This is a genomic window from Bacillus sp. ES1-5, from assembly GCF_022487605.1.
GTDB lineage: Bacteria > Bacillota > Bacilli > Bacillales > Bacillaceae_G > Bacillus_A > Bacillus_A wiedmannii.
Genome location: NZ_JAKVPU010000012.1, coordinates 134,485 through 158,216, shown reverse-complemented (window position 1 = coordinate 158,216; position 23,732 = coordinate 134,485). Strand labels below are relative to the sequence as shown.

The 23,732-nt window shown below is 36.3% G+C and carries 29 protein-coding genes and 1 pseudogene; 18 read left to right on the top strand and 12 right to left on the bottom strand.

What is annotated here, in order from left to right:
- The 10 genes from MKO96_RS26775 to MKO96_RS26730 all read left to right on the top strand — a co-directional run.
- Window positions 1-1,651: DNA translocase FtsK (locus MKO96_RS26775; protein WP_240589197.1), on the top strand; the 1,651-nt coding region annotated here is incomplete at its 5' end.
- 61 nt (window positions 1,652-1,712) lie between these two features.
- Window positions 1,713-2,831, top strand: coding sequence for a nicotinate phosphoribosyltransferase (locus MKO96_RS26770; RefSeq protein ID WP_000658380.1), 1,119 nt, complete (start codon window positions 1,713-1,715; stop codon window positions 2,829-2,831).
- A 252-nt stretch (window positions 2,832-3,083) separates the two neighbouring features.
- Window positions 3,084-4,394, top strand: a complete 1,311-nt coding sequence (gene murC, locus MKO96_RS26765; protein ID WP_000219461.1) for a UDP-N-acetylmuramate--L-alanine ligase — start codon at window positions 3,084-3,086, stop codon at window positions 4,392-4,394.
- Between the two features lie 121 nt (window positions 4,395-4,515).
- Window positions 4,516-4,929: a MerR family transcriptional regulator gene (locus MKO96_RS26760; protein WP_087982477.1), complete on the top strand. Its 414-nt coding sequence runs from the start codon at window positions 4,516-4,518 to the stop codon at window positions 4,927-4,929.
- Window positions 4,919-5,824, top strand: coding sequence for a DMT family transporter (locus tag MKO96_RS26755; RefSeq protein WP_240589196.1), 906 nt, complete (start codon window positions 4,919-4,921; stop codon window positions 5,822-5,824). Before MKO96_RS26760 ends, MKO96_RS26755 begins: the two co-directional genes overlap by 11 nt.
- A gap of 56 nt (window positions 5,825-5,880) precedes the next feature.
- Window positions 5,881-6,429, top strand: coding sequence for a GNAT family N-acetyltransferase (locus MKO96_RS26750; RefSeq protein WP_240589195.1), 549 nt, complete (start codon window positions 5,881-5,883; stop codon window positions 6,427-6,429).
- The gene (locus MKO96_RS26745) at window positions 6,426-6,917 is read left to right on the top strand and encodes a GNAT family N-acetyltransferase (protein ID WP_240589194.1); all 492 of its coding nucleotides are present in this window, start codon (window positions 6,426-6,428) and stop codon (window positions 6,915-6,917) included. The genes MKO96_RS26750 and MKO96_RS26745 overlap by 4 nt, the downstream gene beginning before the upstream one ends.
- 76 nt (window positions 6,918-6,993) lie before the next feature.
- On the top strand, window positions 6,994-7,398 hold the full coding sequence (locus MKO96_RS26740; RefSeq protein WP_240589193.1) for a PH domain-containing protein: 405 nt from the start codon (window positions 6,994-6,996) through the stop codon (window positions 7,396-7,398).
- Window positions 7,395-7,577: a hypothetical protein gene (locus tag MKO96_RS26735; RefSeq protein ID WP_240589192.1), complete on the top strand. Its 183-nt coding sequence runs from the start codon at window positions 7,395-7,397 to the stop codon at window positions 7,575-7,577. Before MKO96_RS26740 ends, MKO96_RS26735 begins: the two co-directional genes overlap by 4 nt.
- An 18-nt stretch (window positions 7,578-7,595) precedes the next feature.
- A complete protein-coding gene (locus tag MKO96_RS26730; RefSeq protein ID WP_240589191.1) occupies window positions 7,596-8,030 on the top strand; it encodes a hypothetical protein in 435 nt (144 codons plus the stop codon).
- A gap of 37 nt (window positions 8,031-8,067) precedes the next feature.
- On the opposite strand, the gene MKO96_RS26725 is transcribed toward MKO96_RS26730, so the two are convergent.
- Window positions 8,068-9,183, bottom strand: coding sequence for an aminopeptidase (locus MKO96_RS26725; RefSeq protein ID WP_046956172.1), 1,116 nt, complete (start codon window positions 9,181-9,183; stop codon window positions 8,068-8,070).
- A 187-nt stretch (window positions 9,184-9,370) separates the two neighbouring features.
- Here MKO96_RS26725 and MKO96_RS26720 point away from each other — a divergent pair, with 187 nt between their 5' ends.
- The 4 genes from MKO96_RS26720 to ccpA all read left to right on the top strand — a co-directional run bounded on the left by MKO96_RS26720 (window position 9,371) and on the right by ccpA (window position 12,998).
- On the top strand, window positions 9,371-9,883 hold the full coding sequence (locus tag MKO96_RS26720; protein ID WP_080349846.1) for a DUF948 domain-containing protein: 513 nt from the start codon (window positions 9,371-9,373) through the stop codon (window positions 9,881-9,883).
- A complete protein-coding gene (gene ytxJ, locus MKO96_RS26715) occupies window positions 9,883-10,209 on the top strand; it encodes a bacillithiol system redox-active protein YtxJ (protein ID WP_240589190.1) in 327 nt (108 codons plus the stop codon). The genes MKO96_RS26720 and ytxJ overlap by 1 nt, the downstream gene beginning before the upstream one ends.
- 117 nt (window positions 10,210-10,326) lie before the next feature.
- Window positions 10,327-11,343 (top strand): CamS family sex pheromone protein, encoded by a 1,017-nt coding sequence (locus MKO96_RS26710; RefSeq protein ID WP_240589189.1) that lies wholly within the window; start codon window positions 10,327-10,329, stop codon window positions 11,341-11,343.
- Window positions 11,344-11,999: 656 nt separating this feature from the next.
- Window positions 12,000-12,998 carry a catabolite control protein A gene (ccpA, locus tag MKO96_RS26700; protein ID WP_001103309.1) on the top strand — a complete coding sequence of 333 codons (999 nt, stop codon included), beginning with the start codon at window positions 12,000-12,002 and terminating at the stop codon, window positions 12,996-12,998.
- Between the two features lie 34 nt (window positions 12,999-13,032).
- Here the strand turns inward: ccpA and MKO96_RS26695 are convergent, their stop codons facing one another.
- From MKO96_RS26695 to dhp61, 3 genes are all read right to left on the bottom strand, one after another.
- The gene (locus tag MKO96_RS26695) at window positions 13,033-13,395 is read right to left on the bottom strand and encodes a DUF4288 domain-containing protein (protein ID WP_240589199.1); all 363 of its coding nucleotides are present in this window, start codon (window positions 13,393-13,395) and stop codon (window positions 13,033-13,035) included.
- Window position 13,396: 1 nt separating this feature from the next.
- Window positions 13,397-13,633, bottom strand: coding sequence for a DUF3949 domain-containing protein (locus MKO96_RS26690; RefSeq protein ID WP_240589188.1), 237 nt, complete (start codon window positions 13,631-13,633; stop codon window positions 13,397-13,399).
- Window positions 13,634-13,712: 79 nt separating this feature from the next.
- Complete coding sequence (gene dhp61, locus MKO96_RS26685) at window positions 13,713-14,009, bottom strand: protein Dhp61 (protein ID WP_240589187.1); 297 nt, start codon at window positions 14,007-14,009, stop codon at window positions 13,713-13,715.
- A 154-nt stretch (window positions 14,010-14,163) separates the two neighbouring features.
- Here dhp61 and MKO96_RS26680 point away from each other — a divergent pair, with 154 nt between their 5' ends.
- Window positions 14,164-14,436: a DUF3917 domain-containing protein gene (locus MKO96_RS26680; protein ID WP_000636592.1), complete on the top strand. Its 273-nt coding sequence runs from the start codon at window positions 14,164-14,166 to the stop codon at window positions 14,434-14,436.
- Between the two features lie 49 nt (window positions 14,437-14,485).
- Here MKO96_RS26680 and mscL read toward each other — a convergent pair whose 3' ends face one another.
- The 3 genes from mscL to MKO96_RS26665 all read right to left on the bottom strand — a co-directional run bounded on the left by mscL (window position 14,486) and on the right by MKO96_RS26665 (window position 16,702).
- Complete coding sequence (gene mscL / locus MKO96_RS26675) at window positions 14,486-14,887, bottom strand: large conductance mechanosensitive channel protein MscL (RefSeq protein WP_000267007.1); 402 nt, start codon at window positions 14,885-14,887, stop codon at window positions 14,486-14,488.
- A gap of 128 nt (window positions 14,888-15,015) precedes the next feature.
- Window positions 15,016-15,942 (bottom strand): Gfo/Idh/MocA family protein, encoded by a 927-nt coding sequence (locus tag MKO96_RS26670; protein WP_240589186.1) that lies wholly within the window; start codon window positions 15,940-15,942, stop codon window positions 15,016-15,018.
- A gap of 79 nt (window positions 15,943-16,021) precedes the next feature.
- The gene (locus MKO96_RS26665) at window positions 16,022-16,702 is read right to left on the bottom strand and encodes an ankyrin repeat domain-containing protein (protein WP_240589185.1); all 681 of its coding nucleotides are present in this window, start codon (window positions 16,700-16,702) and stop codon (window positions 16,022-16,024) included.
- Window positions 16,703-17,003: 301 nt separating this feature from the next.
- Between MKO96_RS26665 and MKO96_RS26660 the strand changes: the two genes are divergently transcribed.
- From MKO96_RS26660 to MKO96_RS26650, 3 genes are all read left to right on the top strand, one after another.
- Complete coding sequence (locus tag MKO96_RS26660) at window positions 17,004-18,458, top strand: sensor histidine kinase (protein WP_240589184.1); 1,455 nt, start codon at window positions 17,004-17,006, stop codon at window positions 18,456-18,458.
- 1 nt (window position 18,459) lies between these two features.
- On the top strand, window positions 18,460-19,149 hold the full coding sequence (locus tag MKO96_RS26655) for a response regulator transcription factor (protein ID WP_044737566.1): 690 nt from the start codon (window positions 18,460-18,462) through the stop codon (window positions 19,147-19,149).
- 123 nt (window positions 19,150-19,272) lie between these two features.
- Window positions 19,273-19,542, top strand: a complete 270-nt coding sequence (locus MKO96_RS26650; RefSeq protein WP_240589183.1) for a hypothetical protein — start codon at window positions 19,273-19,275, stop codon at window positions 19,540-19,542.
- A 106-nt stretch (window positions 19,543-19,648) separates the two neighbouring features.
- On the opposite strand, the gene MKO96_RS26645 is transcribed toward MKO96_RS26650, so the two are convergent.
- The 5 genes and pseudogenes from MKO96_RS26645 to acuA all read right to left on the bottom strand — a co-directional run bounded on the left by MKO96_RS26645 (window position 19,649) and on the right by acuA (window position 23,588).
- Window positions 19,649-20,062, bottom strand: a complete 414-nt coding sequence (locus MKO96_RS26645) for a VOC family protein (RefSeq protein WP_000660174.1) — start codon at window positions 20,060-20,062, stop codon at window positions 19,649-19,651.
- Between the two features lie 56 nt (window positions 20,063-20,118).
- Window positions 20,119-21,009: pseudogene (locus MKO96_RS26640) on the bottom strand (alpha/beta fold hydrolase).
- A 121-nt stretch (window positions 21,010-21,130) separates the two neighbouring features.
- Entirely contained in the window at window positions 21,131-22,297 is a 1,167-nt protein-coding gene (gene acuC, locus MKO96_RS26635; protein WP_000092828.1) for an acetoin utilization protein AcuC, read from the bottom strand.
- Entirely contained in the window at window positions 22,294-22,938 is a 645-nt protein-coding gene (locus MKO96_RS26630) for an acetoin utilization AcuB family protein (RefSeq protein ID WP_240589182.1), read from the bottom strand. The genes acuC and MKO96_RS26630 overlap by 4 nt, the downstream gene beginning before the upstream one ends.
- 17 nt (window positions 22,939-22,955) lie before the next feature.
- Entirely contained in the window at window positions 22,956-23,588 is a 633-nt protein-coding gene (acuA, locus tag MKO96_RS26625) for an acetoin utilization protein acetyltransferase AcuA (RefSeq protein ID WP_240589181.1), read from the bottom strand.
- Window positions 23,589-23,732: the final 144 nt, after the last annotated feature.

Below are 23,732 nucleotides of genomic sequence, written 5' to 3'. Positions count from 1 at the left end.
GGAACCACAAGTGGAAGAGAAACCAATGCAGCAAGTAGTGGTGGAATCACGAGTAGAAGAGAAACCAATGCAGCAAGAGGTAGTAAAACCACAAGTGGAAGAACAACCAGTGCAGCAAGTAGTGGCAGAGCAAGTACAAAAGCCAACTTCAAGTACGGAAGTACAAGAGAAAGCATATGTTGTAAATCAAAGAGAGAACGATATGCGAAATGTATTGCAAACACCACCGACATATGCAATTCCGCCATTAACATTGTTGTCAATTCCGCAGCAGGCAGCGTTAGATAATACGGAATGGTTGGATGAACAGAAAGAATTATTAAATACAACATTTAATAATTTCCACGTTGGTGCACATGTTATTAACGTATCGCAAGGTCCAGCGGTAACTCGTTTCGAAGTGCAGCCAGACCCAGGTGTGAAAGTAAATAAAATTACAAACTTAAGTGATGATATTAAACTGAGTTTAGCAGCGAAAGATATTCGTATTGAAGCACCAATTCCAGGGAAGAGTGCGATTGGAATCGAAGTTCCAAATAAAGAAAGTAAGCCAGTATTTCTTCGTGAAATTTTACGAAGTCCTGTGTTTACAAAGAGCGAATCACCGCTTACAGTTGCGCTAGGACTTGATATTTCAGGCGATCCAATTGTAACGGATATTCGGAAAATGCCACATGGACTTATTGCGGGTGCAACAGGTTCTGGTAAAAGTGTGTGTATTAACGCAATTTTAACGAGCATTTTATATAAAGCGAAACCGCATGAAGTGAAGTTAATGTTAATCGATCCGAAGATGGTTGAGCTTGCACCATACAATTCTGTTCCACATCTTGTAGCACCTGTTATTACGGATGTAAAGGCAGCGACAGCTGCATTAAAGTGGGCAGTTGAAGAAATGGAGCGTCGTTATGAATTGTTTGCGCACGCGGGTGCTCGTGATTTAACTCGTTACAATACCATTGTAAGTGGACGAGAAATTCCAGGAGAGACATTACCTTATATCGTTATCGTTATTGACGAGTTAGCTGACTTAATGATGGTTGCTCCTGGTGATGTTGAGGAAGCGATTTGTCGTATTGCACAAAAAGCTCGTGCTTGTGGTATTCACTTATTAGTTGCGACGCAGAGACCATCTGTAGACGTTATTACAGGTTTAATTAAATCAAACATTCCAACGCGTATTGCGTTTACAGTATCATCTCAAGTTGATTCGCGTACGATTATTGATATTGGGGGCGCGGAGAAATTACTTGGTCGTGGTGATATGTTATTCTTAGGAAACGGTACGTCTAAACCGGTTCGTGTACAAGGTGTATATGTATCGGATGATGAGATTGAGAAAACAGTTGATCATGTGAGAAAGCAAATGAAGCCGAACTACTTATTTAAGCAAGAGGATTTATTAGCGAAAACAGAACAAGCTGAGTCGGAAGACGAATTGTTCTTTGATGCATGTCAATTTGTTGTAGAACAAGGGGGAGCGTCCACATCTTCTGTACAGCGAAAATTCCGCATCGGTTATAATCGCGCGGCACGTCTCATTGAAGAGATGGAATCGCAAGGGATTATTTCTGAAGGAAGAGGAACGAAACCGAGAGATGTCCTTATTTCTGAGGATGAATTCGCTGCTATGCAGGAAACAAATGTATAGTAAACGGTTTTGCTGTATACTAATAGAAAATGTTGGATAGTAAAGTAGGGAGTAAAGCGACATGAAAGAAATTGAATTAAAATTAAAAGGTGAAATAAATAGACTAACAAATAGAACATTTAAATTTGACGAACGTGTTGGAGAAGGTTGGTTCTCTGCCGTTTACTTTTTAAAGACTAGAGAAATCATTGAAGAATTTCGCCCGAAAAGTGTTGTGACGATGCAATTTTTCCAAAAGGAAAATGCAGTTCTTTGCGGAACAGATGAAGTGATTGCATTGCTACAAACATTCGCAAAAAATCCTGAGGAACTTGAAATTAACTCTTTAAAAGATGGCGATAATATTAGTCCGTTTGAAACAGTGTTAACAATTCATGGTCCTTATGAAAATTTCGGATTTTTAGAAGGTGTCATTGATGGGATTTTAGCCCGTCGTACATCAGTTGCGACAAACGTATATAACGTTGTCCAAGCTGCACGTAGTGTAGATAAAGAAAAACCAGTTATTTTCATGGGAGATCGTGACGATCATTATACGCAACAAGCTGGTGACGGTTATGCAGCATACATCGGAGGTATGAGCGCACAAGCGACGCATGCGATGAATGAATGGTGGGGCAGAAGTGGTATGGGGACAATGCCTCACGCTTTAATTCAAATGTTTAATGGTGATGTTGTGGAAGCGGCAAAAGCATATCATAAGAAATTCCCAGAAGATGAATTAGTTGTATTAATTGATTACAACAATGATGTCATTACAGATGCACTTCGCGTAGCGCGTGAATTTGGATCAACATTAAAAGGTGTACGTGTAGATACGTCGCGCACGATGATTGATCAATACTTCATTCGCCACCCAGAAGTACTTGGAACATTCGATCCACGTGGTGTAAACCCATCGCTTGTATTCGCACTTCGTAAAGCACTTGATGAAGAAGGATTCCAGCATGTAGACATCGTTGTAACTGGTGGATTTGATGAGAAGCGTATTCGTGAATTTGAAGCTCAAAACGTACCTGTTGATATATACGGAGTAGGAAGTAGCTTATTAAAAATGAATATTGGCTTTACTGGTGATAACGTAGAATTAAATGGAAAACCAGAAGCGAAAGCTGGTCGTAAATATCGTCCAAACCCACGTTTAGAGCGTGTTCAATTAGAAAAAAGAGAAGATATGTAAAAGAGAGAAAAACTGATAGGTGATTGACCCTATCAGTTTTTCTGTTATCATAGTATAGCGGCTTCTTTTTTGCTATAATGGATTTGTTATGGACATAAAAAAGAAGTACGTACGAGTTTATCCTGATAGGTGAAGGGAAGAATAACTTCACTACATCAAAAATGTATGATGATTACCAAAATAAGAAAAGATTCATATACTGTCTTATAGATAGGCCGTTGTATTAGTTCGAAATGTTGGAGGTTCTTTAAGATGACAGTTTACCATTTTGTAGGAATTAAAGGAACAGGAATGAGTTCGTTAGCTCAAATTCTTCATGACATGAAGCATACTGTTCAAGGGTCTGATTATGAAAAGCGTTTCTTTACACAAACAGCGTTGGAAAAGCGTAATATCTCGATCCTTCCTTTTGATAAAAATAATGTAAAAGAAGGACAAGTGATTATTGCAGGAAATGCATTTCCTGATACGCATGAAGAAATCGTAGCAGCAAAAGAATTAAACATCCCAGTACATCGTTACCATCACTTCTTAGGTGACCTTATGAACCAATACACAAGTGTTGCTGTAACTGGTGCACATGGAAAAACATCAACAACTGGTTTGTTAGCCCATGTAATGCAAGGTGCACACCCTACATCTTACCTTATTGGAGATGGAACAGGGCATGGGGTAGAAAATAGTAAGTATTTTGTATTTGAAGCTTGTGAGTATCGTCGTCATTTCTTGTCTTACAATCCAGACTATGCGATTATGACAAACATTGATTTTGATCATCCAGATTATTTCTCAGATATCAATGATGTATTCAATGCATTCCAAGAGATGGCATTGCAAGTGAAAAAAGGCATTATTGCATGTGGAGATGATGAAGAACTTCAAAAAATTCAAGCGAAAGTACCTGTTATTTTCTATGGATTTGGAGAAGATAATGATTTCCAAGCACGTAACATTCAAAAGAGAACAGATGGTACTATTTTCGATGTATTCGTTCGTAATACGTACTATGACACGTTCAAAATTACAGGATACGGCAATCACAGCGTATTAAATGCATTAGCAGTAATCGCGCTTTGCCACTATGAAAACGTTGATGTAGAAGCAGTTAAGCATCAGCTAACAACTTTTGAAGGCGTAAAACGTCGCTTTAATGAAAAGCCAATGGGAGAGCAAGTTATTATCGATGACTACGCACACCATCCGACAGAAATTAATGCAACGATTGAAGCAGCTCGTCAAAAACACCCAGAGCGTGAAGTTGTCGCTGTATTCCAGCCACATACATTCTCACGTACAGAAAAATTCTTAGATGAGTTCGCTGAAAGTCTAAGCAAAGCTGACCAAGTATACTTATGTGATATTTTCGGATCAGCACGCGAAAACAAAGGTGAATTAACAATTGAAGATCTGCAAAAGCGTATTGACGGTGCAGAACTAATTACAGATACAACAACGGATGTATTAAAGAAACATAAAAACGGCGTTCTAATTTTCATGGGCGCAGGCGACATCCAAAAATTCGAAGCAGCTTACGTAAAAGAAGTTCAAGTTGCAGAGAAGTAAGAAAAAAGACGCATAGCTGTGGCTGTGCGTCTTTTTTTTTGTGTTCAATTTTTATTTCCGTATTGACCTAGAGCTAACTCTAGGTTGTAAGATGAAAATGCAAAAACAAGGGGGAGAGAACATGTATAAAATCGGTGAAGTAGCAGAATTAACAGGGATGGGCATTCACACTTTGCGCTACTATGAGAAATTAGGTTTATTACCACCACCAACACGAAATAGTGGTATTCGTCAGTATACAGAAGGTGATGTACGTTTATTAAAATTTTTATATTCATTAAAACAAACTGGGATGTCATTAGAAGAGATGGCTGAGTTTGCAAGTGACGGATGCATTATAGAGGAAATTAGGCAGAAGAAAGAGGAAGTACCAGCGAAAGTAAAAAAGAGAATTTCCATTTTAACAACTCACTTGGAGCGATTAAAAGAACAGCAGGAACAATTACAAAAAGTTGTTCAGTTAACGGAGGAGAAGTTAGAAATTTATTACGGTTTTCTAGAAGAAAAAGTCTTGGAGGCCGGCGATGAAAAATAAAGTATATGCGCAGTTATTAGGTTTTGCGATATTTACTGGTGGGACATTTAATGCTTCGAAATATGCGGTGCAGTATTTCGAAGCAATTCATATAGCAGCATGGCGTTTTGGGATTGCTGCATTTGTGATGTTATGTTTGTTAAAAATACGAAAAGATTTTGATTTGGAAGTATGGATGCAGAATAGGACCTATTACCTTTTGCTAGGCATTGTTGGTGTATTCGGCTTTAACTTCTTTTTCTTTTCGGGAATGAAATATACAGAAGCTATTAATGGTGCACTTATTATGGCGACAAATCCTCTCGTTACGACGCTGTTAGCAAGTGTCATTTTACGAGAGAAAATAGTGAAGCGCCAAGCAATTGGAATGTTACTTGCACTAATTGGCGTTGTTTTTGTACTTACACAGGGTTCGTTTACAATACTACAACATTTATCATTTTCAAAAGGGGATTTTTATATTTTATTAGGGAATATTTGCTGGGCATTATACGGTGTACTAGGCAGAAGGTTTATTAAAACTGGTAATCCAATACAAACGACGACATATACAATGATTATTGGTGCACTTGCCTTTATTATCATATCTTCTACACAAAAAAGTATAGTACCAATTTTGGAAATTCCTTTGTTGGCATGGGGAGCGATTCTCTTTATGGCAATTGGAATGAGTGTGCTTGGTTACTTATGGTGGAATAATGGAATTGCTCAAATTGGGGCAGCAAGGACATCTTTATTTTTTAATCTAGTGCCTGTTGTTACAATGCTTATTTCTTTTATTGAAGGAGTCAATATAACATCTGCACAATCTGTAGGAATGATATTAGTTATTACGGGAGTATTGTATTCTTCTGGTTTTATACAAAGAAAATCAAAAGAAAGTGTGAATATTTAACATTTTACATCTATAAGTGTTAGAATAATAAGAAAACTAAAAGGGGACTAAAAAACATGTTCACACTCCGAGTAGACGACGATATCGAACTACAATTATTTGAAAAACATCATAAAGAGGAATTATATCAATTATTAGATCAAAACCGTAATCATTTACGAAAATGGCTCCCTTGGGTAGATGGAACGAAATCTGCTGATGCTTATGATGAGATTTTTCCGATGTGGTTAAAGAAGTTTGCAGAGGGAGATGGTTTTGAAAGTGGCATACGTTACAAAGGAAAGCTTGTTGGGATGGTAGGTATTCATCCAGTAAGTTGGGGGAAGAAAGCGGCGAGTCTTGGATATTATCTTGCAGAAGATGCTGGTGGGACAGGTATTATGACGCGTAGCGTGAAAGCTGTACTTCACTATGCATTTGAGAATTTAAAATTAAATAAAATGGAAATTCGGTGCGGTGTTGAGAATGTGAAAAGCCGAGCTATTCCAGAGCGTTTAGGATTTAAGTTAGATGGTATTTTAAGAGGTGAAGAATGGTTATATGATCATTTTCATGATATCGCTGTATATAGTTTACTAGCTTCAGAGTGGAAGGAGATCCGATGAACGAGAAGATACGCATTATTCCGTATGAAAGTACGTTTCAAGATGAAGTAGTAGACCTTATCGTTCATATTCAGCAAAAAGAGTACAATGTTCCCATTACGAAAGAAGAGCAGCCAGACTTACTTGAAATAGAAACGTTCTATCAAAGGGATTATGGAAACTTTTGGGTAGCAACTTATGATGATAAAGTAGTTGGAACAGTAGCTTTATTAGATATTGAGAATCAGCAAGTAGCGCTAAGAAAAATGTTCGTAAAAAAAGAATTTCGCGGAAAAGGGTGGGGCGCATCACATAAGTTGCTCCAAACAGCAATTTCCTGGGCTGAGAATAAAAAGCTGAAAGATATTTACTTAGGAACGACAGTGAAGTTTTTAGCAGCGCATCGCTTTTATGAAAAGAATGATTTCCAAAGTGTGAGTATAGATGAGTTGCCAAAAAGTTTTCCAGTGTTACAGGTAGATAAGAAATTCTATAGGTATATCGTTTAAGAAGGTCATTCAGAAATGGCCTTTTTTCATGACTAAAATGGAAAAAGTGGTATAATTTAGGTTAGGAGGTGTAGGTATGGACTTTCCGATTCAAAGAAGTAAGTCAGTAGTAATTTTCGTTTGTCTCACGTTAGTTTTTATGTTTGTATATCCACTTGTCATGATTATCTCAAATAAAGAGCAGTGGATGTCAGCGTTAATTGGAATGGGCTTATGCTTCCTTGTAAATGTACCACTCGTTTGGGAAGTATTTATTAAAAAGCATAAAGTAGAAAATGGTGTGTTAAAGTACGGTATTTTAAATGATGATGTTGTATTAAAAGATATAAGAGTTGTTCGTCAAGTTGGAAAATACCTTGAAATTACGACGAATGCATACAAAGTACATATGGTTGCGATGCCGCAAGATATGAATGAATTTCTGGCGCTTATCGAGAAAGAGAATCCAAATGTAAAAATAGAAATGGTGGGTAAGAAATGAAATATGTAAAACCTTTATTTTGCTTGGAAATATTTCTTGTGCTTGCTATTTGCACTAGAGTATATATGAAATGGGATCTGCCCTTATATGAACCAATATTAATAAGTACTATCGCAGTGGCGCTTTTATATTATTTTCATTTTCAGCAAACAAAAAGCGAGAAAAGTAGTTCTATATAGTACAGGAGGGATATAGAAATGAAAAAAATCTGTATGTTGTTTATATTTTTGCTAACAGCATCCTTTCTTGTAATAGGGTGTAGTGCGAAGAAGGAAAAGGCTGATATGAACTTAGAAAAGGCACAAAAGGTTGAGATTGAATCACTTACGGATTCAAGTGATAAAAAAGTAATTACTGATAAGAAAGAAATTGAAAAGCTGTTTGAAGTCATGAAAATGGATAAGTGGGAAATGGAATCGGCTCCTATGGATACTCCGCAAGGGAAAATATTTAAAATGTACCAAGAGGATACAAAAAAATTATCGGAGTCGAGTAATGATAAAAAAGAGTTACATGAAATTGGTACTATGACAGTATATAAAGATGTCCCTTATGTCGAAGTTGAAATGAAAAATAAGAAAATGAGTTTTAAAGTGCCAGAAGATGTGGCGAAAGATTTATTACAATATTAATAAAAAAACGCTCGGAGAAAATTCCGAGCGTTTTTCATTATTTTAAGTTCTCTGGGTTTAAAGCTTCTAGTTCAGATACAACGAAGCGTCCGTCTTTACGGATTAGTACGTCGTCGAAGTAAATTTCGCCGCCGCCGTATTCAGGGCGCTGGATGCATACTAAATCCCAGTGAATGTTCGAGTTGTTGCCGTTCCATGCATCTTCGTAAGCTTGTCCAGGTGTAAAGTGGAAGCTGCCATCAATTTTTTCATCGAATAGGATGTCTCCCATTGGATGTAAGATGTATGGGTTTACGCCAATTGCGAACTCACCAACGAAGCGTGCGCCTTCGTCTGTATCGAAGATTTTGTTAATGCGCTCTGTATCATTTGCAGTTGCTTCAACGATTTGGCCATTCTCAAACTTAAGTTGTACATTTTCAAATGTATAACCGTTGTAAGGAGATGGTGTGTTGTAAGAAACTGTACCGTTAACAGAATCGCGAACTGGTGCAGAGTATACTTCACCGTCTGGAATGTTTAAATGACCTGAGCATTTAATAGCTGGAATGTCTTTAATAGAGAATGTTAAGTCAGTTCCAGGGCCAGTTAGGCGAACTTTATCTGTTTTATTCATTAATGTAACAAGGCTATCCATCGCCTTATCCATTTTACCGTAGTCTAAGTTACAAACTTCGAAGTAGAAGTCTTCGAAAGCTTCTGTGCTCATTTTAGCAAGCTGCGCCATAGAAGCATTTGGGTAGCGAAGAACAACCCAGCGCGTTTTCGGAACGCGGATGTCTCTATGAACTTTCTTACCAACTGTTTGACCGTGAATTTGCATTCTTTCACTTGGCACGTCAGCTTGTTCGTTAATGTTATCGCCAGAGCGAAGACCGATATAAGCGTCCATATCTTTCATTACGCTTGCTTCATATGCAGCGATTTGTTCAAAATGTTCTTCAGTAGCACCCATTAATAAAGAGCGATCTACTTGATGATCTTTTAAAGAAACGAATGGGAAACCACCAGCTGCATATGCTTCTTTTACAAGTGCAGTTACAAGTTCTTTTTGTAAGCCAAAGTTTTCAATTAATACTTTTTCGCCTTTTTGTAAGCGGATAGAGTAGTTAATTAAATTGTATGCTAACTTTTCAATGCGTGGATCTTTCATATGTAAAGCCTCCCTACTAATTATGTATCCTCTCCTATTGTAACCTACTTAGTGGAATTTGTTGAATCATTTATGTTAAAGTTAACGAATAAGTATGAAAATTCTAATGAAAAGATAGGGATTAGAACGAAACGGAAAATGATTGTATAATAGGGGAAAGTATGAAAAAGATAAAGGAAGTGATGAAATGCAAGTTCTTTTATATGTAAGTGCGGCTATTATCGCGGTTGCTTTCGCTGTATTAGTAGTGTATGTATGTAGAACGTTGTTATCGGTTCAAAAGACGTTAGAAAACGTTGCAAGCACGTTAGAAGGTTTAGAAAAGCAAATGCAAGGGATTAGCGTAGAGACGGAGCAATTATTACATAAAACAAATGCGTTAGCTGATGACATTCAACAGAAGTCACAATCATTAAATAAAGTAGTATCGGGTGTAGATGGAATTGGAACGACAATCCATTCTTTAAATACGAAACTTCGTAATGTATCAGATTCTGTTACGGACGAAATTGAAAACAATGCAGATAAAGTAGCGCAAGTTGTACAGTGGAGTAGCGCAGCAATTGAAGTATACAATCATTATCGTTCGACAAGACAAGAGAAAAAGGTTGAAAAAGAAGAGCGTAAATTAGAGAGACTTGAGAAAAAAGCTGAAAAGAAAGAGAAGCGCTCTAGACTTCGCATGAGAGGTGAATCGTGATGAATATGACAAAACTTGAAGCAATTGAAGAGCTTGAAGTATTAGTAGAAAAAAACGAGCCGTATGTTCTTTTTAAACATAGTACGACATGCCCGATCAGTCACGGTGCATATACAGAATTTCAAGCGTATTGTAGTGAAGAAAGAGCAGTACCAGCGTATTACTTATACGTACAAGATGCGAGAGATGTTTCGAATCGTGTTGCAGAACAGTACAGCATTAAACATGAATCTCCGCAAGTGTTATACATAAATGATGGGATGGTAGTATGGAATACGTCTCATTGGAACATTAAAAAAGACGCTTTAGAAGAGAATATTAAGTAAAAAGAAGCAAGCGAAAGGTGCTTGCTTCTTTTTTTTGTTTTTGTTGAAATATATTTAATGGTACACTGTTAATAGTTCAAATTAAATAATTAGATTGTTGAAAGTAGGTTTTAAGTAATGAAGAAAATGGCATTATCCTTCGCGGTCGTAAGTTTATTACTGGGAGCTTGTAGTAATAATACGATTAGTAAGAAGGATGAAGTTATACAGAAGGATACGAAAGAAAAAAGCATGATCCCGAGAACTGCTGTTTCGAAAGATTATTATAGAACTGTAATTCCTTTAAAAGAACAAAAGGTTATAAATACAGCTAATATAAAAACAAATTCTAAATTAGATTTAGCAGAGTATGAAAATGGTTTAATGAATATTGCAGCGCAGCAATTTGATACAGAAAATCATGTACTACAATTAAATCAGTATATTCCGGAGAAGTTAGTTGATGAACTAGTCGCAAAAGTAGAAGCGCCAGTTTTGACAAATATTATAGAACAAGACTATTTCGGAAAACAGAATTCAAACGAACTAAGTTTATCTGGTATTATGATCGGTTTAGCTATGTCTTCCAGTGTATCGAATGAAGAAGCTATGTCTAAAGGTACTGAAGTTGCCAAGCAACTTATTGAAGCGATTCATAAAAATGACAAGTATAATAAGTCTCCAATTACGTTTGCTATCTTTAAGCAAGAAAGTACAAGTTCTTTAAAAAATGGTACGTATATTGCTAGTGCTACTGTTCAAAAGAATGATACGAACCTTGGAAATTGGAGTACGATCGATGAACAAGCGTATTCATATCCTTCTGATGAATTTAAACAAGCACATGGAGAAGATAATACAAAAATAACTGATTTTGCTAAGGCAATAAAAGATTTTTCTCCGGCAGATTTTATCCCAGTAAATGCTAAAGTTTCTTACAAGAAAAACCAGATGGATACATTAAATATGAATATCGTTATTAAATACAATGGTAAAACAGAATTAATGGCTCTTACTCAAATGGCTGCTCAAAGTATGTTAGAAAAATTACCTAAAGATGCGAAAGTACAATTGCAGATAAAGTCCGAGAGTAAAATCGAGGCAATTATTATAAAAGAGAAAAACAGCGAAAAACCGTTTGTTTCCTTCTTGTAAAAAAGACAGTGTTTACACTGTCTTTTTTATTGTAAGTGAAAAGGTACGATGGGAAGGAGCTCCGCGTAATACGCTTCCTATATCCGCTGCGCTGATTTTAAAGAAAGCAACACATTTACCTGTCGTGGCCGATGTAACGCATTCTAAAGGGCGCCGCGCACCTCCAAATCCAGCGCATCAAATGACTACCATTGTCGTTTTCTGTCGGTAAGTCGATATATTTAAAAAATCGCTGATATAATTGGAGTTGTGGTCGATATATTTGGAAAAGCGCTCATATATTTCGAGTTGCGATTGATATATTTGGAAAAGCGCTCATATATTTCGAGTTGCGATTGATATATTAGAAAAAGCGCCGATATAAATTTCATTTACTATCGTACTGCTTAAAATAGGGTTTCTACTTATGAGATATCTATTTTTTTACAAAAAATGCCCTTTTTTTCATAAAAAATACGAAAATACGAGAAAAGAAGCGAATTTTTTCGAAACTTTGAGGGAAAATATTGTATGAGCCTGCGTTTTTATCGTATCATTAGTAAAAGGAAGAACTCGGGACGATTGGTGGCATCTGCAAATAGAGTTGATGTCTTTTTTTCATTCAAGTAACCGATACATAAAAATAGATAACAAAAATAGAAGGAGTGTGCGATGAGATGAACGTAACAATTTATGATGTAGCGCGTGAAGCAAACGTTTCAATGGCTACCGTATCACGCGTTGTGAACGGTAATCCAAATGTAAAGCCTACAACAAGAAAGAAAGTATTAGAAGCAATTGATCGTTTAGGGTACCGCCCAAATGCGGTAGCACGTGGACTAGCAAGTAAGAAGACAACTACAGTAGGTGTTATTATTCCTGATATCTCAAATACGTTTTATGCAGAACTTGCTCGTGGAATTGAAGATATCGCAACAATGTACAAATATAACATCATTTTAAGTAACTCTGACCAAAACAAAGAGAAAGAGTTCCATTTATTAAATACGATGCTTGGAAAACAAGTGGACGGAATTGTTTTCATGGGTGAAGATATTACAGACATTCACATTGAAGAATTCAAAAAGTCGCCAGTACCAATCGTATTAGCAGCGTCATTTGATGAGCAAAATGAAACGCCATCAGTAAATATTGATTATACACAAGCAGCTTACGACGCAATGAAGCACTTTATTGAGCAAGGACATACGCGTATCGGCTTCGTCTCTGGTCCTTTCATTAATAAAGCGGGAAGCGCGAAGAAGTTACAAGGTTATAAAAAAGCTTTAGAAGAAGCAGGTATTTCATATGATGAAAATCTTATAATCGATGGAGATTACACATATGATTCAGGTATCGAAGCATTCGAAAAGCTTTGGAGCAGTGATGAAAAGCCAACAGCAATCTTCGTATCTTCTGACGAAATGGCACTAGGTGTAATCCATGCAGCACAAGACGCTGGATTAAACGTACCAACTGATGTAGAAGTACTTGGTTTCGATAATACACGCCTTGCATTAATGGTTCGTCCGCAACTTTCAACAGTTGTACAACCGATGTATGATATCGGTGCAGTAGCAATGCGTCTATTAACAAAGTATATGAACAAAGAAAAAGTGGAAGATCACACTGTTATCTTACCTCACCGCATCCAATTTAGAGATTCAACGAAGTAAGTATAAAAAAGCTCACAGCGATTGCTGTGAGCTTTTATTCGTATTCAGGATAGTATGTTTTAACTACTGTATCTACCGTTTCATTTTTTTTAACGTGTAAAAACCTTGCGTATAGTTCTTTTCCAGTTTCAAATGGTGTATCGTCTAATTCAAACACATGCAACACTTTTCGAAACGTCCATGTCACTTGTTCACCGTACATATTATTGTATGTATCTTTAGATTGTATAGCGATTTTTTTACCTAATTCGTGAGCTCCCTCTATACTGTTTGCCTTAACAAGAATAATACTTTCTTCAAAAAGTGTATCGTGATTCTCTTCATAATGCTCATCAATTTTCGTAGGATCAGGCTCACCAGAATGAACAGATTCAAACAATAATTTTACAGCGTACATATTATGCTGCATGTTTCACCTTATAAATAATACTTGCGACAAGCGAAGCAGGTATTGTAAATACGTTACTTTGATAATGATAGTGTATTTGGGATTCTTCATAAGACATGTTGTCGTATAGTTTGGTTTGTGACCTGTTCATTTTTTTCTGTTTTGTCTTGAGCATCTTAATATAGTTATACTGTATTGGGACGAGAATGATGAAATAGGCTAATACGATTAGTGAAATCCAAATCATTATGAACACTCCCTTATAAAGAATATTTGTATATGATAATTATATCGATTAATAGAAAAATAACCATTTTTAATTGGAGCTAATTTTCTTCTAGAAATGCGAACAGTTCCTCTTGGTTGCTTAAATTGCGATCAATACATGTTTGTGCAATACATTTTAACCCTTGTAATAATGCTTCTATGTACAAAGTATCGTACTGAATTGTATTTCCCTCTATCATCGTTTCGTCTTTTTCTAAGTTAATTGATATTTTTAGTACAGCTTTATTGCTTTGTAGATTTACAACTTCGATATAAAAAAACTGTTTGTCTAAGTCAATCGTAACATAATCGAATCGTTCGACTAACTCTAAATCCCCTACAGTAGTATATTCCAAATGAACCACTCCTCATTGTGTAAGTGTATGTTGTAATGCTTTCGCTACAGCTGGGGTTATATTCCTTGTTATATGTCACATAAGTGCAAATTTAACTATTATAGGGCAATGTCATGTATAATAGAAAGAAAAGGCTTGTGAGGGGGGAGAAGAGATGATCGTTCTTTGGATAATTACGCTTTGTATGACTGCTATTTTTGCATATATGACGTTAAAACAAAATGGCTTAAAGCGATTTGTTCCAGGAAGTATTCTTGCAGGAATTGCCCTTATCACGTATGTAATTTCTATTTTTATTGAAAGTGTATCAGTGGACATGAGTACAAGTTTAATGTTTATGGGTATTACACTATTTGCAGGTAGTATTATGGTACTTATGGTTGCAGGTATTATTTTATTTATTCATATGAATTCGGAAACGTTATAGCATATAGAAAAGGCATGTCCTAGAGGGACATGCCTTTTTATCCGTTCAATTATGCTCTATCTTTAGAAGAATTTTGTTGTTTTAATAAGTCGCGAATTTCGCTAAGAAGAACTTCTTCTTTTGTTGGTTCTGGAATTTCTTCTGTCTTTTCTTCTTCTTCTCTTTTAGATGTTAGTTTGTTGAACACTTTAACGAACATAAAGATAGAAGCTGCAATAATTAAGAAATCAAAAATAGTTTGGATGAAGTTACCATACATAACAGCGGATTTACCATATCCAAAATGTAAATCTGTAAAGTTAACGCCACCTAATACCATACCAAGTAACGGTGTGATAATATCTTTTACTAAAGAACTAACGATTTTACCGAATGCAGCACCGATTACAACCCCGACAGCTAAATCGATTACATTCCCTTTGAATGCGAATTTTTTAAACTCGTTCCACATGTGTTAATCCCACCCTTTCCACGATTCAATATGAAATTTATAATTCCTATCAACATATTCTATAGAAATTTGTGAGAGAAATAAAGGGGAAATGGGAATGAAAGTAAATTCTGAAAAATGTATCCGTTTTAATTTTTGTTTACATTCTCCAGTAGAGATTGCAACAGCTGCTGCGTTTTTAATGCTTCTAATCCATCTACAACAGGCTTTGTATCACCGTGTACACATTCAATAAAATGATGAACAGCATCTTCAAAACCGCGCTGTTTTAACGTCGTATCCCATGATGGTGAACCGCTTTGTGAAATAGAGTTTTCCTGTTCGACTTCAAATGTATTCATATTTTTTACACGAATGATTTTCCCTGTCGTTACAAGTTCAATTTGTTCTAAATTTGTACCGGCATGGCGATGCATCGCGGTAGAAAGTAACAGTCCATTTGCAGTTGTATATGTATGATGTCCGTAAAGAAGTTCATTCTTTTCATTGATTTGCATCATATTATGAACGACGTTAAGATCATCATTGGCTAACCAGCGAGCAGTATCTACAATATGTAAGTAATCATCTAACATAGTAAAGTCGTACGTATATGGCCCAACCTTATTTGTGCGATGCTTTTCAATTCGAATCCATGAAATATCATGGGCTTGCTCTTTGGCGGCAACATACATAGGAACGAAGCGGCGATTAAATCCGACCATTAATTTTCGGTTATACTTTTCGCTCAACTCGACTAGTTTCTCAGCTTGTTCCACTGTAGCAGCTAGCGGCTTATCAACATAAACGTCGATTCCTTTTTTCAGAAGTTCAGAAACGATTTCATAATGTGTAGCAGTTGAACTATGGACGAAGATTGCATCGCATTCCGAAGCTAACGTTTCAATAGAATGAAAGTCTTGCATGCGGTATTGTTGGCAAACTTGTTTCCTTTTCTCTGCGTTAGGTGTAAACGCCCCTACAAAATTCCAATCTGTTTCTTTTGTAAGTGTTGGAAGATAGGCTTTTTGTGCGATACTTCCAAGTCCAATCATCCCAATTTTAGGTTTGTTCATGTTTATCCCCACCCTATTCATATTGATGTAACGGGTTAAATGTAGCATAGGGTGGGAGAGGATGGCAAAAAATAGCTTTTTATTTACGTCCCTCTAACAAAATCTTCTCTATCTCTTCAAAGTTATGAGCGCGCGCATGCTCTAGCGGGGTAACACCGTCGTTGTCTGGAATATTTACATCCGCACCGTGTTCAATAAGAACCTGAATGACTTGTTGTTGTGTTTCGTTTCCATTACTTAGTACGATGGCTTCCATTAAAGCGGTCCACCCGAGATTATTTACATGGTTAACATCAATAGTTGTTCGCGTAAGGAGTTCTTTAATAACATCAATATAGCCATGTTCTGAGGCGGGGATAAGAGCTGTTCCACCGTAACGATTTGTAAGCGAGGGATCTGCGCCGGCATCAATTGTTAGTTTTAAAATATCCAAGTAACCTTCTGCACTGGCGTATAGAAAGGGATTGTTTTTCATATCATCTTGTATATTTACGTCAGCACCTGCTTCAATAAGCGCTTTGGCGGTTTTTACATCATTTTTGTATGTAGCAATCATAAGAGGGGTACGTCCTTTACTGTCCGTTATATTTATGTCAGCCCCTTTTTTGAGTAACGATATAACAGTATTCGTTTCTTGTTTCTCAGTAGCTGTTAGTAGCGCTGTCTCCATGTTTGTCATCTCCTTTTTAACCTCTTGTTCTTGCGAGCATCCTTGCAAAAAAATTACGCAACATATCATGCTTAATGTTTTTTTGAACATGGAATTTCAACCTCCTCATTTCAACTGTAGAATAAAAACATTAAATTTTCATAAACTGAAGCTAAAATTACTATAAAATCGCTTGAGTATTTGAACATATATTTCTATGCTTATAAATAATAAGGTTTGATAAAGTGAAACTTTAATCAGTGGGGGTTTTGTTCATCCCCCACTGATTATTAGTTGAACCAATCGGGCTTTTATGGGCAGTTGATCCCCTACTTAACTTCTTTGCTTTCTCTGAATTTTGAGGTGGGGATCTTACTGCCCGTTAATGCGGGGTAAAGTGAGGATGTAACATATGTCTATTAAAACAAGATTTTTATTCTCTTATATTGCTGTTATTCTCGTTTCCATTACGCTCATATTAGTCGCGGGATTTTTAATTGTTTTTTCCATAACAGGAGACTTGGAATCAGTGAAAAATTTCTATAAAAGTTCCTATATTCAAAAGCCGCTTACGCCAGAAGAAGAGAATACGTATATTGAATTGAAATTAGCGGCAAAGAAAAATCAATCTCAACTATTAGATGAATCGTTCGTTTCAACACTTGAAAAAGAAGGTGTGAAAATAGTTGTAAGAAAGGGAGAAACCATTTCTTATGCTACAAAAATATTTGAAAATGTATCTTTAAAAGAAGCCCTTCCGAAATTTGAATCAGCAAATATTAATAGTCGTGGTACAACGGAACTAGGCGATACATTTTATCGATATGTAAAATTTGATTTTTATTTTCCTCAGGAAGAAGAGGGGAGTATATTTGTATTAAAGAAGCAAAGTTCATTTGTAGATCTTACACAAAAGTTATTTCCGATTTTGTTTGTATCGCTTTTACTATTAGCTATTTTACTTATTGGATTATTAAGTTACCTCGTCTCAAGAAGTGTGATAAAACCAATTTCTGTACTGAAAGATGCGACTGGGAGAATTAAAGAAGGGGATTTAGATTTTCAAATTCCAGTTACATCCCATGATGAGATTGGGCAATTAAATCAAGGATTTGAGGAAATGAGGAAGAGATTAAAAGAGTCGATAGAGATGCAAACGCAGTATGAAGAAAATCGAAAAGAGCTCATTTCAAACATATCTCATGATTTAAAAACACCGATTACATCTATTATTGGATATGTAGAAGGCATAAAAGATGGAGTCGCAAATACGCCAGAAAAAATGGATAAGTATTTAACGACCATTCATACGAAGGCAAAGCATATGGATACACTCATTGATGAGCTCTTTTTGTTTTCAAAGCTTGATTTGAATCGAGTTCCCTTTCAGTTTGAAACGATAGAGTTAAACGTGTTTATGCAAGAATTATTAGAAGAGATGCAGATGGATTTAAGTGAGGAAGGTATAGAAGTTTACTTACAATTACATTCATCACCACTATATGTAACGGCTGATTGCGAAAAGATAAATAGAGTGATATCAAATTTAATTCATAATAGTGTGAAATACATGGATAAAGAAGCGAAGAAAATTACTGTAACAGTATTAAGTGATAACAATACAGTCATTGTGAAAGTGATGGACAATGGATCAGGTATAGAAGCTGATACGCTGCCGTATATATTTGAGCGGTTTTATCGTGCAGAGCAATCGCGAAATTCTAGCACAGGTGGAAGTGGACTTGGCTTAGCGATAGCGAAACAAATTGTTGAAGAACATGGCGGAGAAATTTGGGCGGAAAGTAAGCTTGGGGAAGGTACAAGTATTTTCTTCTCCTTGAAAAAAGTACAGGAATGTGGTGAGTAGAATGAAGAGAATTTTACTAGTAGAAGATGAAATAAGTATCGCAGAATTACAGCGAGATTATTTAGAAATTAGTGATTTTCATGTTGATGTAGAGCATTCAGGAGAAATAGGTCTACAAATGGCTCTTCAGGAAGACTATGACTTAATTATTTTAGATATTATGCTTCCGAAAATGAACGGATTCGAAATTTGTAAACAAATACGTGCTATAAAAGACATTCCAATTTTACTTGTTTCAGCAAAGAAGGAAGATATAGATAAAATTCGCGGACTTGGTTTAGGAGCGGATGATTATATAACGAAACCGTTTAGCCCGAGTGAATTAGTAGCAAGAGTAAAGGCGCATATTTCTCGTTATGAAAGATTATCAGGAAATGTGAGTAAGCAACGCGATACGTTGTATATTCATGGGATTTCTATCGATCAGCGAGCGAGAAAAGTTTTTATAAACAATGAAGAAATTGCGTTTACAACGAAGGAATTTGATTTATTAACATTCTTTGTAACGCATCCAAACCAAGTGTTAAATAAAGAACAGTTATTTGAACGTATTTGGGGATTAGACTCAGCTGGCGATTTAGCCACTGTCGTTGTTCACATTAGAAAGCTACGTGAAAAAATTGAAAGAGATCCTGCTCACCCGCAATATATTGAAACAGTGTGGGGCGCTGGTTATCGCTTTAACGTGTAATGTACCTGCCGAGTAATTGGCAGGTTTTTTATGTTATTCGAATGAAAAGGAAATAATAGGTAATTCATGTTAAAATATAAAGAGAGATAAAACATAGGAGAGCATGAGAGGGCGTGCTACATTTTGGGAGATACATTAAAAGATAATAAATTAAACAAGGCTTTAAAGATTGGAACGAATATCGTACTTATCTTATTAATTATCGGTGCAATACAAATGTTTTATGATGAAGATTCTACGAATGATCACTTCGGTGGGTTATTTATGATGGTCTTTTTTGGAATTAAAATAATTTCTAATTTTATGATGAGTATAAAAGAAGGAGATAAAAAGGCAGTATTACTTGATATAGGTTTAATGATTTTTTTGTTCTTCTTGTTGTTTCTAGTGTGAAATATTTCTTTTGAAGGTTAATATATTCATTAACGAGGCTTTAATGGAATAAGCCTCGTATCTTTCTATGTTATTTAATACTTACGTCTGATTGTAAAAAATCACTCTATATTAGGTATTTTTCTTTGAAAATAGGACTTAATTCACTCCAAACATCAAATTTATTACCATCTAAATCATAAAAAACAAAATTCTTCCCAGCATGCCCTCTGTTTTCAATCTCTCCAACTAGAATTTCCTTTTCAATAAATTCACTATGAATTGATTCTAGTACATGTAATCCGTTAACTTCGAATGTTATAGAAAAGCGTTCTTCACCGTGAAAATCAAAAAAATTTAAGGTTTGATTATCTTGGGATTTAACTAGAAAAAAGCTTTGATTTGCAAAGTTAATAATAGCTTTGTCTTCGTCTTTAAAGTTCAACTCTGCTCCCAATTTGTTTACATACCAGTTTAAAGAAAGCTCTACGTTGGTAACTGGAATATAAGTCGTTCCAACTCTTAATAATTTTTCTTTCACCCTATTTTCCTCCTTTAGCAAAACAGCACTAATAAACTTGTTCTCTCTTCCTAGACTTATTGCCTTTGCGAGTCCTTAATTTTCTTTTTAATCCCAAAAAATTCTTGAGTAATAGAAATAAACCGACTGGCTTGTTCTAAAAAAGGATAATGGTTACTGTCCTCAAACGGCACAAAAATAGCATTACGTATGCGATCATGCATCTCAATAGAATACTGGATCGGGCACTGTACATCATGTCTTCCGCATATAATGAGGGTCTTTGTTTGGATGGAAGGTAAATGCTCTCTTAAATCAAATGAAGGATATTCATTTGATTTAAGAGAGCATTCATACGGCTAGAAGACATTGTTTTTTTGATTGGTTTACAAAAATAAGAGTTGTAGTTTTCAGGTTTATACAAAGATAATTTTGTCCTCTTAGTAGAGAGTTCCATTCGTTCTTCATTAGTAAGGTAAGGGTTTTTTTAAGTTTTCGATGAGCTTTTGCATATAATGAAACTGTGGATGTTCTCGGTGATAAATACAAAATGGTGTTTCGGTATAGTTACTTGCTGCAGCTCCGGCCACGACTAATGATTGCAAGGAAGTTGGATATGTAATCGCATATAAAAGTCCAAGCATACCACCTGTTGAATGACCGGCGAAATGCCATATTGGAAGGTGCAATGCTTCTCGTATTACTTCTAAGTCGTGAACTGTTTCAATCATACTTAATTCTTTTTCTGAATTGGCTTTTGCTGAGTTACCAGCGTCTCGTAAATTAATGAGGAATACACGATGCGTAGTAGTGAAAACATCCGCAAAGTAATCACCAGTTTCATTAAATTGTGAATAGTGATGTGTAATGCAAAGCGGTTCGCCATTTCCTTTTGTAAAGATTTCAAATGTGCCACGTTTCGTGTTGATTATTTGTTGTGTCCACATAATATCACGACCTTTTCTCATAAAAGTTGGACCAGTTAATTATGAAATAAAATATATCAGCGCAACTCGAAATATATCGATTTACCGCCAAAAGTCGACAATAAATAAAAGGAGGCTATTCAAAAACGAGCCTCCTTTTCGTTTAGTACAAAGATTTTGTCATATTATTCCGAATAATTTCAAGGGATTTCGTTACAGTTAATGCATTCTTTTCTTCAATTTCTGGTTTACGGGGGATCGGTTTATACATGTTGTCTGGATCTTCCCATGTGAGGGGAAGTTCTGTTTCAGCTTGTCCTTTCCAAGCGTCAATCCATTCTGGAGGGAGATAACCTGAGATGTTTTGGATGTTGTTCATTTCGAGCCAAATGAGTGCCCAAGCTCTTGGGACGACGCGCCAGTGGTCATAGCCACCGCCGCCGACAGCGATCCAGCGACCTTCGCAATATTCATTGGCGATCTCGCGAGCAAGCTTTGGTATTTCACGGTAAATATTCATCGTTGCGCAAAGGTGTGTAAGTGGGTCGTAATAATGTGCGTCAGCGCCATTTTGCGTTAAAATAATATCCGGTTTAAAGTATGCGGCAACTTCTTTTACGACAGTTCGATATGAATTTAAAAACGATTCGTCTTCTGTAAAGGCATCGAGTGGAACGTTAAAAGAATAGCTATAGCCATTACCTTGTCCGCGTTCATTTACAGCGCCAGTTCCAGGGAATAAATAACGCCCAGTTTCATGTAGTGAAATAGTGCATACGTTAGGATCGTCATAAAAAGACCACTGTACACCATCACCGTGATGAGCATCTGTATCAATATATAAAACACGTAAACCATATTTCTTCTGAATATATTTCATTGCGATGGAACTATCGTTATAAATACAAAAGCCAGATGCCTTGCCGCGAAAGCCGTGATGTAAGCCGCCGCCTAAATTAAGCGCGTGTTTTACTTTTCCGGAAAGAACAGCATCGACAGCAGTTAACGTACCGCCAACGAGTAATGCGCTTGCTTCGTGCATATTTGGAAACATCGGTGTATCTTCTGTTCCGAGTCCATATGTCATCGCAATTGATTTTTCTAACTTACCTTCTCCAGCACGTTTTACCGCATTTATGTATTCCTCTGTATGAACGTAGGCGATCTCTTCATCTGTAGCCATTCGTGGTGAGATGATTTGGGAGGGAGAGATAAAACCGCCCTTTTGTAATAAATCATACGTGAGTGTGACGCGCAGTTGGTTAAAAGGATGATCAGGGCTAAATGAATAGCCCCGAAAGTCATCCGAATAAATAAACGCGCTACTCATGCTTGCATCCCCATGATATTCGGCCATAATACGCGGTAGCCTTCTGCTTCAAGTGCATCAATCACTTTTAGCGGATTCATCGTTTGAATGCGGAAAACGAGTACTTTATCATTCTCATCTTTTGCTGGGTAGACGAGAACGCTCACGATATTGATTTGTAACTCACTAAAAATAGCAACGACTTTTCCAAGAATACCAGGTTCATTTTTTACTTGAATTTCAATTTGTGAACTCGGTTGATGTGCTCCTGTTAATTTCACTAACGTGTGCAGGACAGTAGATTCAGAAATGATTCCAACTAACTTTCCTGCCTTTGTAACAGGAAGACAGCCGATTTTATTTTCAAAAAATAAAGTAGCAATTTCTTCAACGAAATCGAGAGGATGGCAAGTCATTACAGGATGTTTCATAATAAGTTTAAGTGGTTGCTTCAGCATATCGAGTGAAACTTGTTCATCTAAAATAGACGGACTTGCATCTCTTACATCCCGATCAGAAATAATGCCTACGACATGATTATTTTGATCGACAATTGGAATGTGCCGAATGCCTTTCGTGCGTATCGTTCGGATTGCTGTTTCGATTGTATCGTTTGGATGTAGTGTCACCACATCTTGATTCATAATTTCTTCTACAATCATTCCAGTTGCCCCCTTTATTAATACATAAAACGATTGTGAAAACGTAGACGATCAAATGCTTGAATAGAATCCGTATCAACGCGTTTCCCGATGCGGACCATTAAACAGTTAGCAGGATGTGAACAAATTTCAGGATCATCTGTAGCCATCCATTGTAAGCCACCAGCATTCATCATTTTTTCCATTACTTTTCGGTACTCCCAAACATTTAAGCCTGTTTGTTTTAAATCCCAGTGCCAATAATATTCAGTCGTCAATATAATGTAATCTTCCATATGGTCGTCCATCATGGAAACTTCTAATAAGTTTTTTCCGACAGCGCAACCGCGGAAGGCAGGGACAACTTCAATCGCCCCTAGTTCAATTAAGTTTGCTATCTTTCCTTCTGACCATCGTTCGAGTGGATCAGGATACAAGTATGTAACATATCCAACAATCGTTTGGTCATGTCTAGCAATAATGAGACGAGCTTCTGGTAATTTAGAAATTTCGACAATTGCTTTATATTGCTGCTCGGCAGGACGAAACGCAACTAAATCGGGATGAAATTCATATATTTCTAAGTTATGTGTAGAGACAGGACCTTCAATAATTAAAGTGCCTTTCGCTGTTTTTAAGTTTCTAGCATTATATATTTTTTTATGAATCAATGTATTACTCACCACCTTGAGGGTTTGTGAATCTATTAATATCGTACTTTATAATATATGCGATGTGAATCGAAATTTGTCATTAAAAATTTGTCTAAAAATCAACAAAAATACTGAAAATTTTAAATAATGTCATTATAATAG

What these genes read in the sequence shown, in the direction of transcription:
- murC (WP_000219461.1), top strand. Translation starts at nt 3,084, where the DNA reads ATGACAGTTTACCATTTTGTAGGAATTAAAGGAACAGGAATGAGTTCG.
- MKO96_RS26735 (WP_240589192.1), top strand. Translation starts at nt 7,395, where the DNA reads ATGAAATATGTAAAACCTTTATTTTGCTTGGAAATATTTCTTGTGCTT.
- MKO96_RS26695 (WP_240589199.1), bottom strand. Translation starts at nt 13,395, where the DNA reads ATGTACGCTGTAAAATTATTGTTTGAATCTGTTCATTCTGGTGAGCCT.
- ccpA (WP_001103309.1), top strand. Translation starts at nt 12,000, where the DNA reads ATGAACGTAACAATTTATGATGTAGCGCGTGAAGCAAACGTTTCAATG.
- MKO96_RS26690 (WP_240589188.1), bottom strand. Translation starts at nt 13,633, where the DNA reads ATGATTTGGATTTCACTAATCGTATTAGCCTATTTCATCATTCTCGTC.
- MKO96_RS26655 (WP_044737566.1), top strand. Translation starts at nt 18,460, where the DNA reads ATGAAGAGAATTTTACTAGTAGAAGATGAAATAAGTATCGCAGAATTA.
- MKO96_RS26660 (WP_240589184.1), top strand. Translation starts at nt 17,004, where the DNA reads ATGTCTATTAAAACAAGATTTTTATTCTCTTATATTGCTGTTATTCTC.
- MKO96_RS26745 (WP_240589194.1), top strand. Translation starts at nt 6,426, where the DNA reads ATGAACGAGAAGATACGCATTATTCCGTATGAAAGTACGTTTCAAGAT.
- MKO96_RS26750 (WP_240589195.1), top strand. Translation starts at nt 5,881, where the DNA reads ATGTTCACACTCCGAGTAGACGACGATATCGAACTACAATTATTTGAA.
- MKO96_RS26670 (WP_240589186.1), bottom strand. Translation starts at nt 15,942, where the DNA reads ATGAACAAACCTAAAATTGGGATGATTGGACTTGGAAGTATCGCACAA.
- acuC (WP_000092828.1), bottom strand. Translation starts at nt 22,297, where the DNA reads ATGAGTAGCGCGTTTATTTATTCGGATGACTTTCGGGGCTATTCATTT.
- MKO96_RS26755 (WP_240589196.1), top strand. Translation starts at nt 4,919, where the DNA reads ATGAAAAATAAAGTATATGCGCAGTTATTAGGTTTTGCGATATTTACT.
- MKO96_RS26710 (WP_240589189.1), top strand. Translation starts at nt 10,327, where the DNA reads ATGAAGAAAATGGCATTATCCTTCGCGGTCGTAAGTTTATTACTGGGA.
- MKO96_RS26725 (WP_046956172.1), bottom strand. Translation starts at nt 9,183, where the DNA reads ATGAAAGATCCACGCATTGAAAAGTTAGCATACAATTTAATTAACTAC.
- MKO96_RS26630 (WP_240589182.1), bottom strand. Translation starts at nt 22,938, where the DNA reads ATGATTGTAGAAGAAATTATGAATCAAGATGTGGTGACACTACATCCA.
- MKO96_RS26770 (WP_000658380.1), top strand. Translation starts at nt 1,713, where the DNA reads ATGAAAGAAATTGAATTAAAATTAAAAGGTGAAATAAATAGACTAACA.
- MKO96_RS26730 (WP_240589191.1), top strand. Translation starts at nt 7,596, where the DNA reads ATGAAAAAAATCTGTATGTTGTTTATATTTTTGCTAACAGCATCCTTT.
- ytxJ (WP_240589190.1), top strand. Translation starts at nt 9,883, where the DNA reads ATGAATATGACAAAACTTGAAGCAATTGAAGAGCTTGAAGTATTAGTA.
- MKO96_RS26665 (WP_240589185.1), bottom strand. Translation starts at nt 16,702, where the DNA reads ATGTTCAAAAAAACATTAAGCATGATATGTTGCGTAATTTTTTTGCAA.
- mscL (WP_000267007.1), bottom strand. Translation starts at nt 14,887, where the DNA reads ATGTGGAACGAGTTTAAAAAATTCGCATTCAAAGGGAATGTAATCGAT.
- MKO96_RS26720 (WP_080349846.1), top strand. Translation starts at nt 9,371, where the DNA reads ATGCAAGTTCTTTTATATGTAAGTGCGGCTATTATCGCGGTTGCTTTC.
- MKO96_RS26680 (WP_000636592.1), top strand. Translation starts at nt 14,164, where the DNA reads ATGATCGTTCTTTGGATAATTACGCTTTGTATGACTGCTATTTTTGCA.
- MKO96_RS26740 (WP_240589193.1), top strand. Translation starts at nt 6,994, where the DNA reads ATGGACTTTCCGATTCAAAGAAGTAAGTCAGTAGTAATTTTCGTTTGT.
- MKO96_RS26760 (WP_087982477.1), top strand. Translation starts at nt 4,516, where the DNA reads ATGTATAAAATCGGTGAAGTAGCAGAATTAACAGGGATGGGCATTCAC.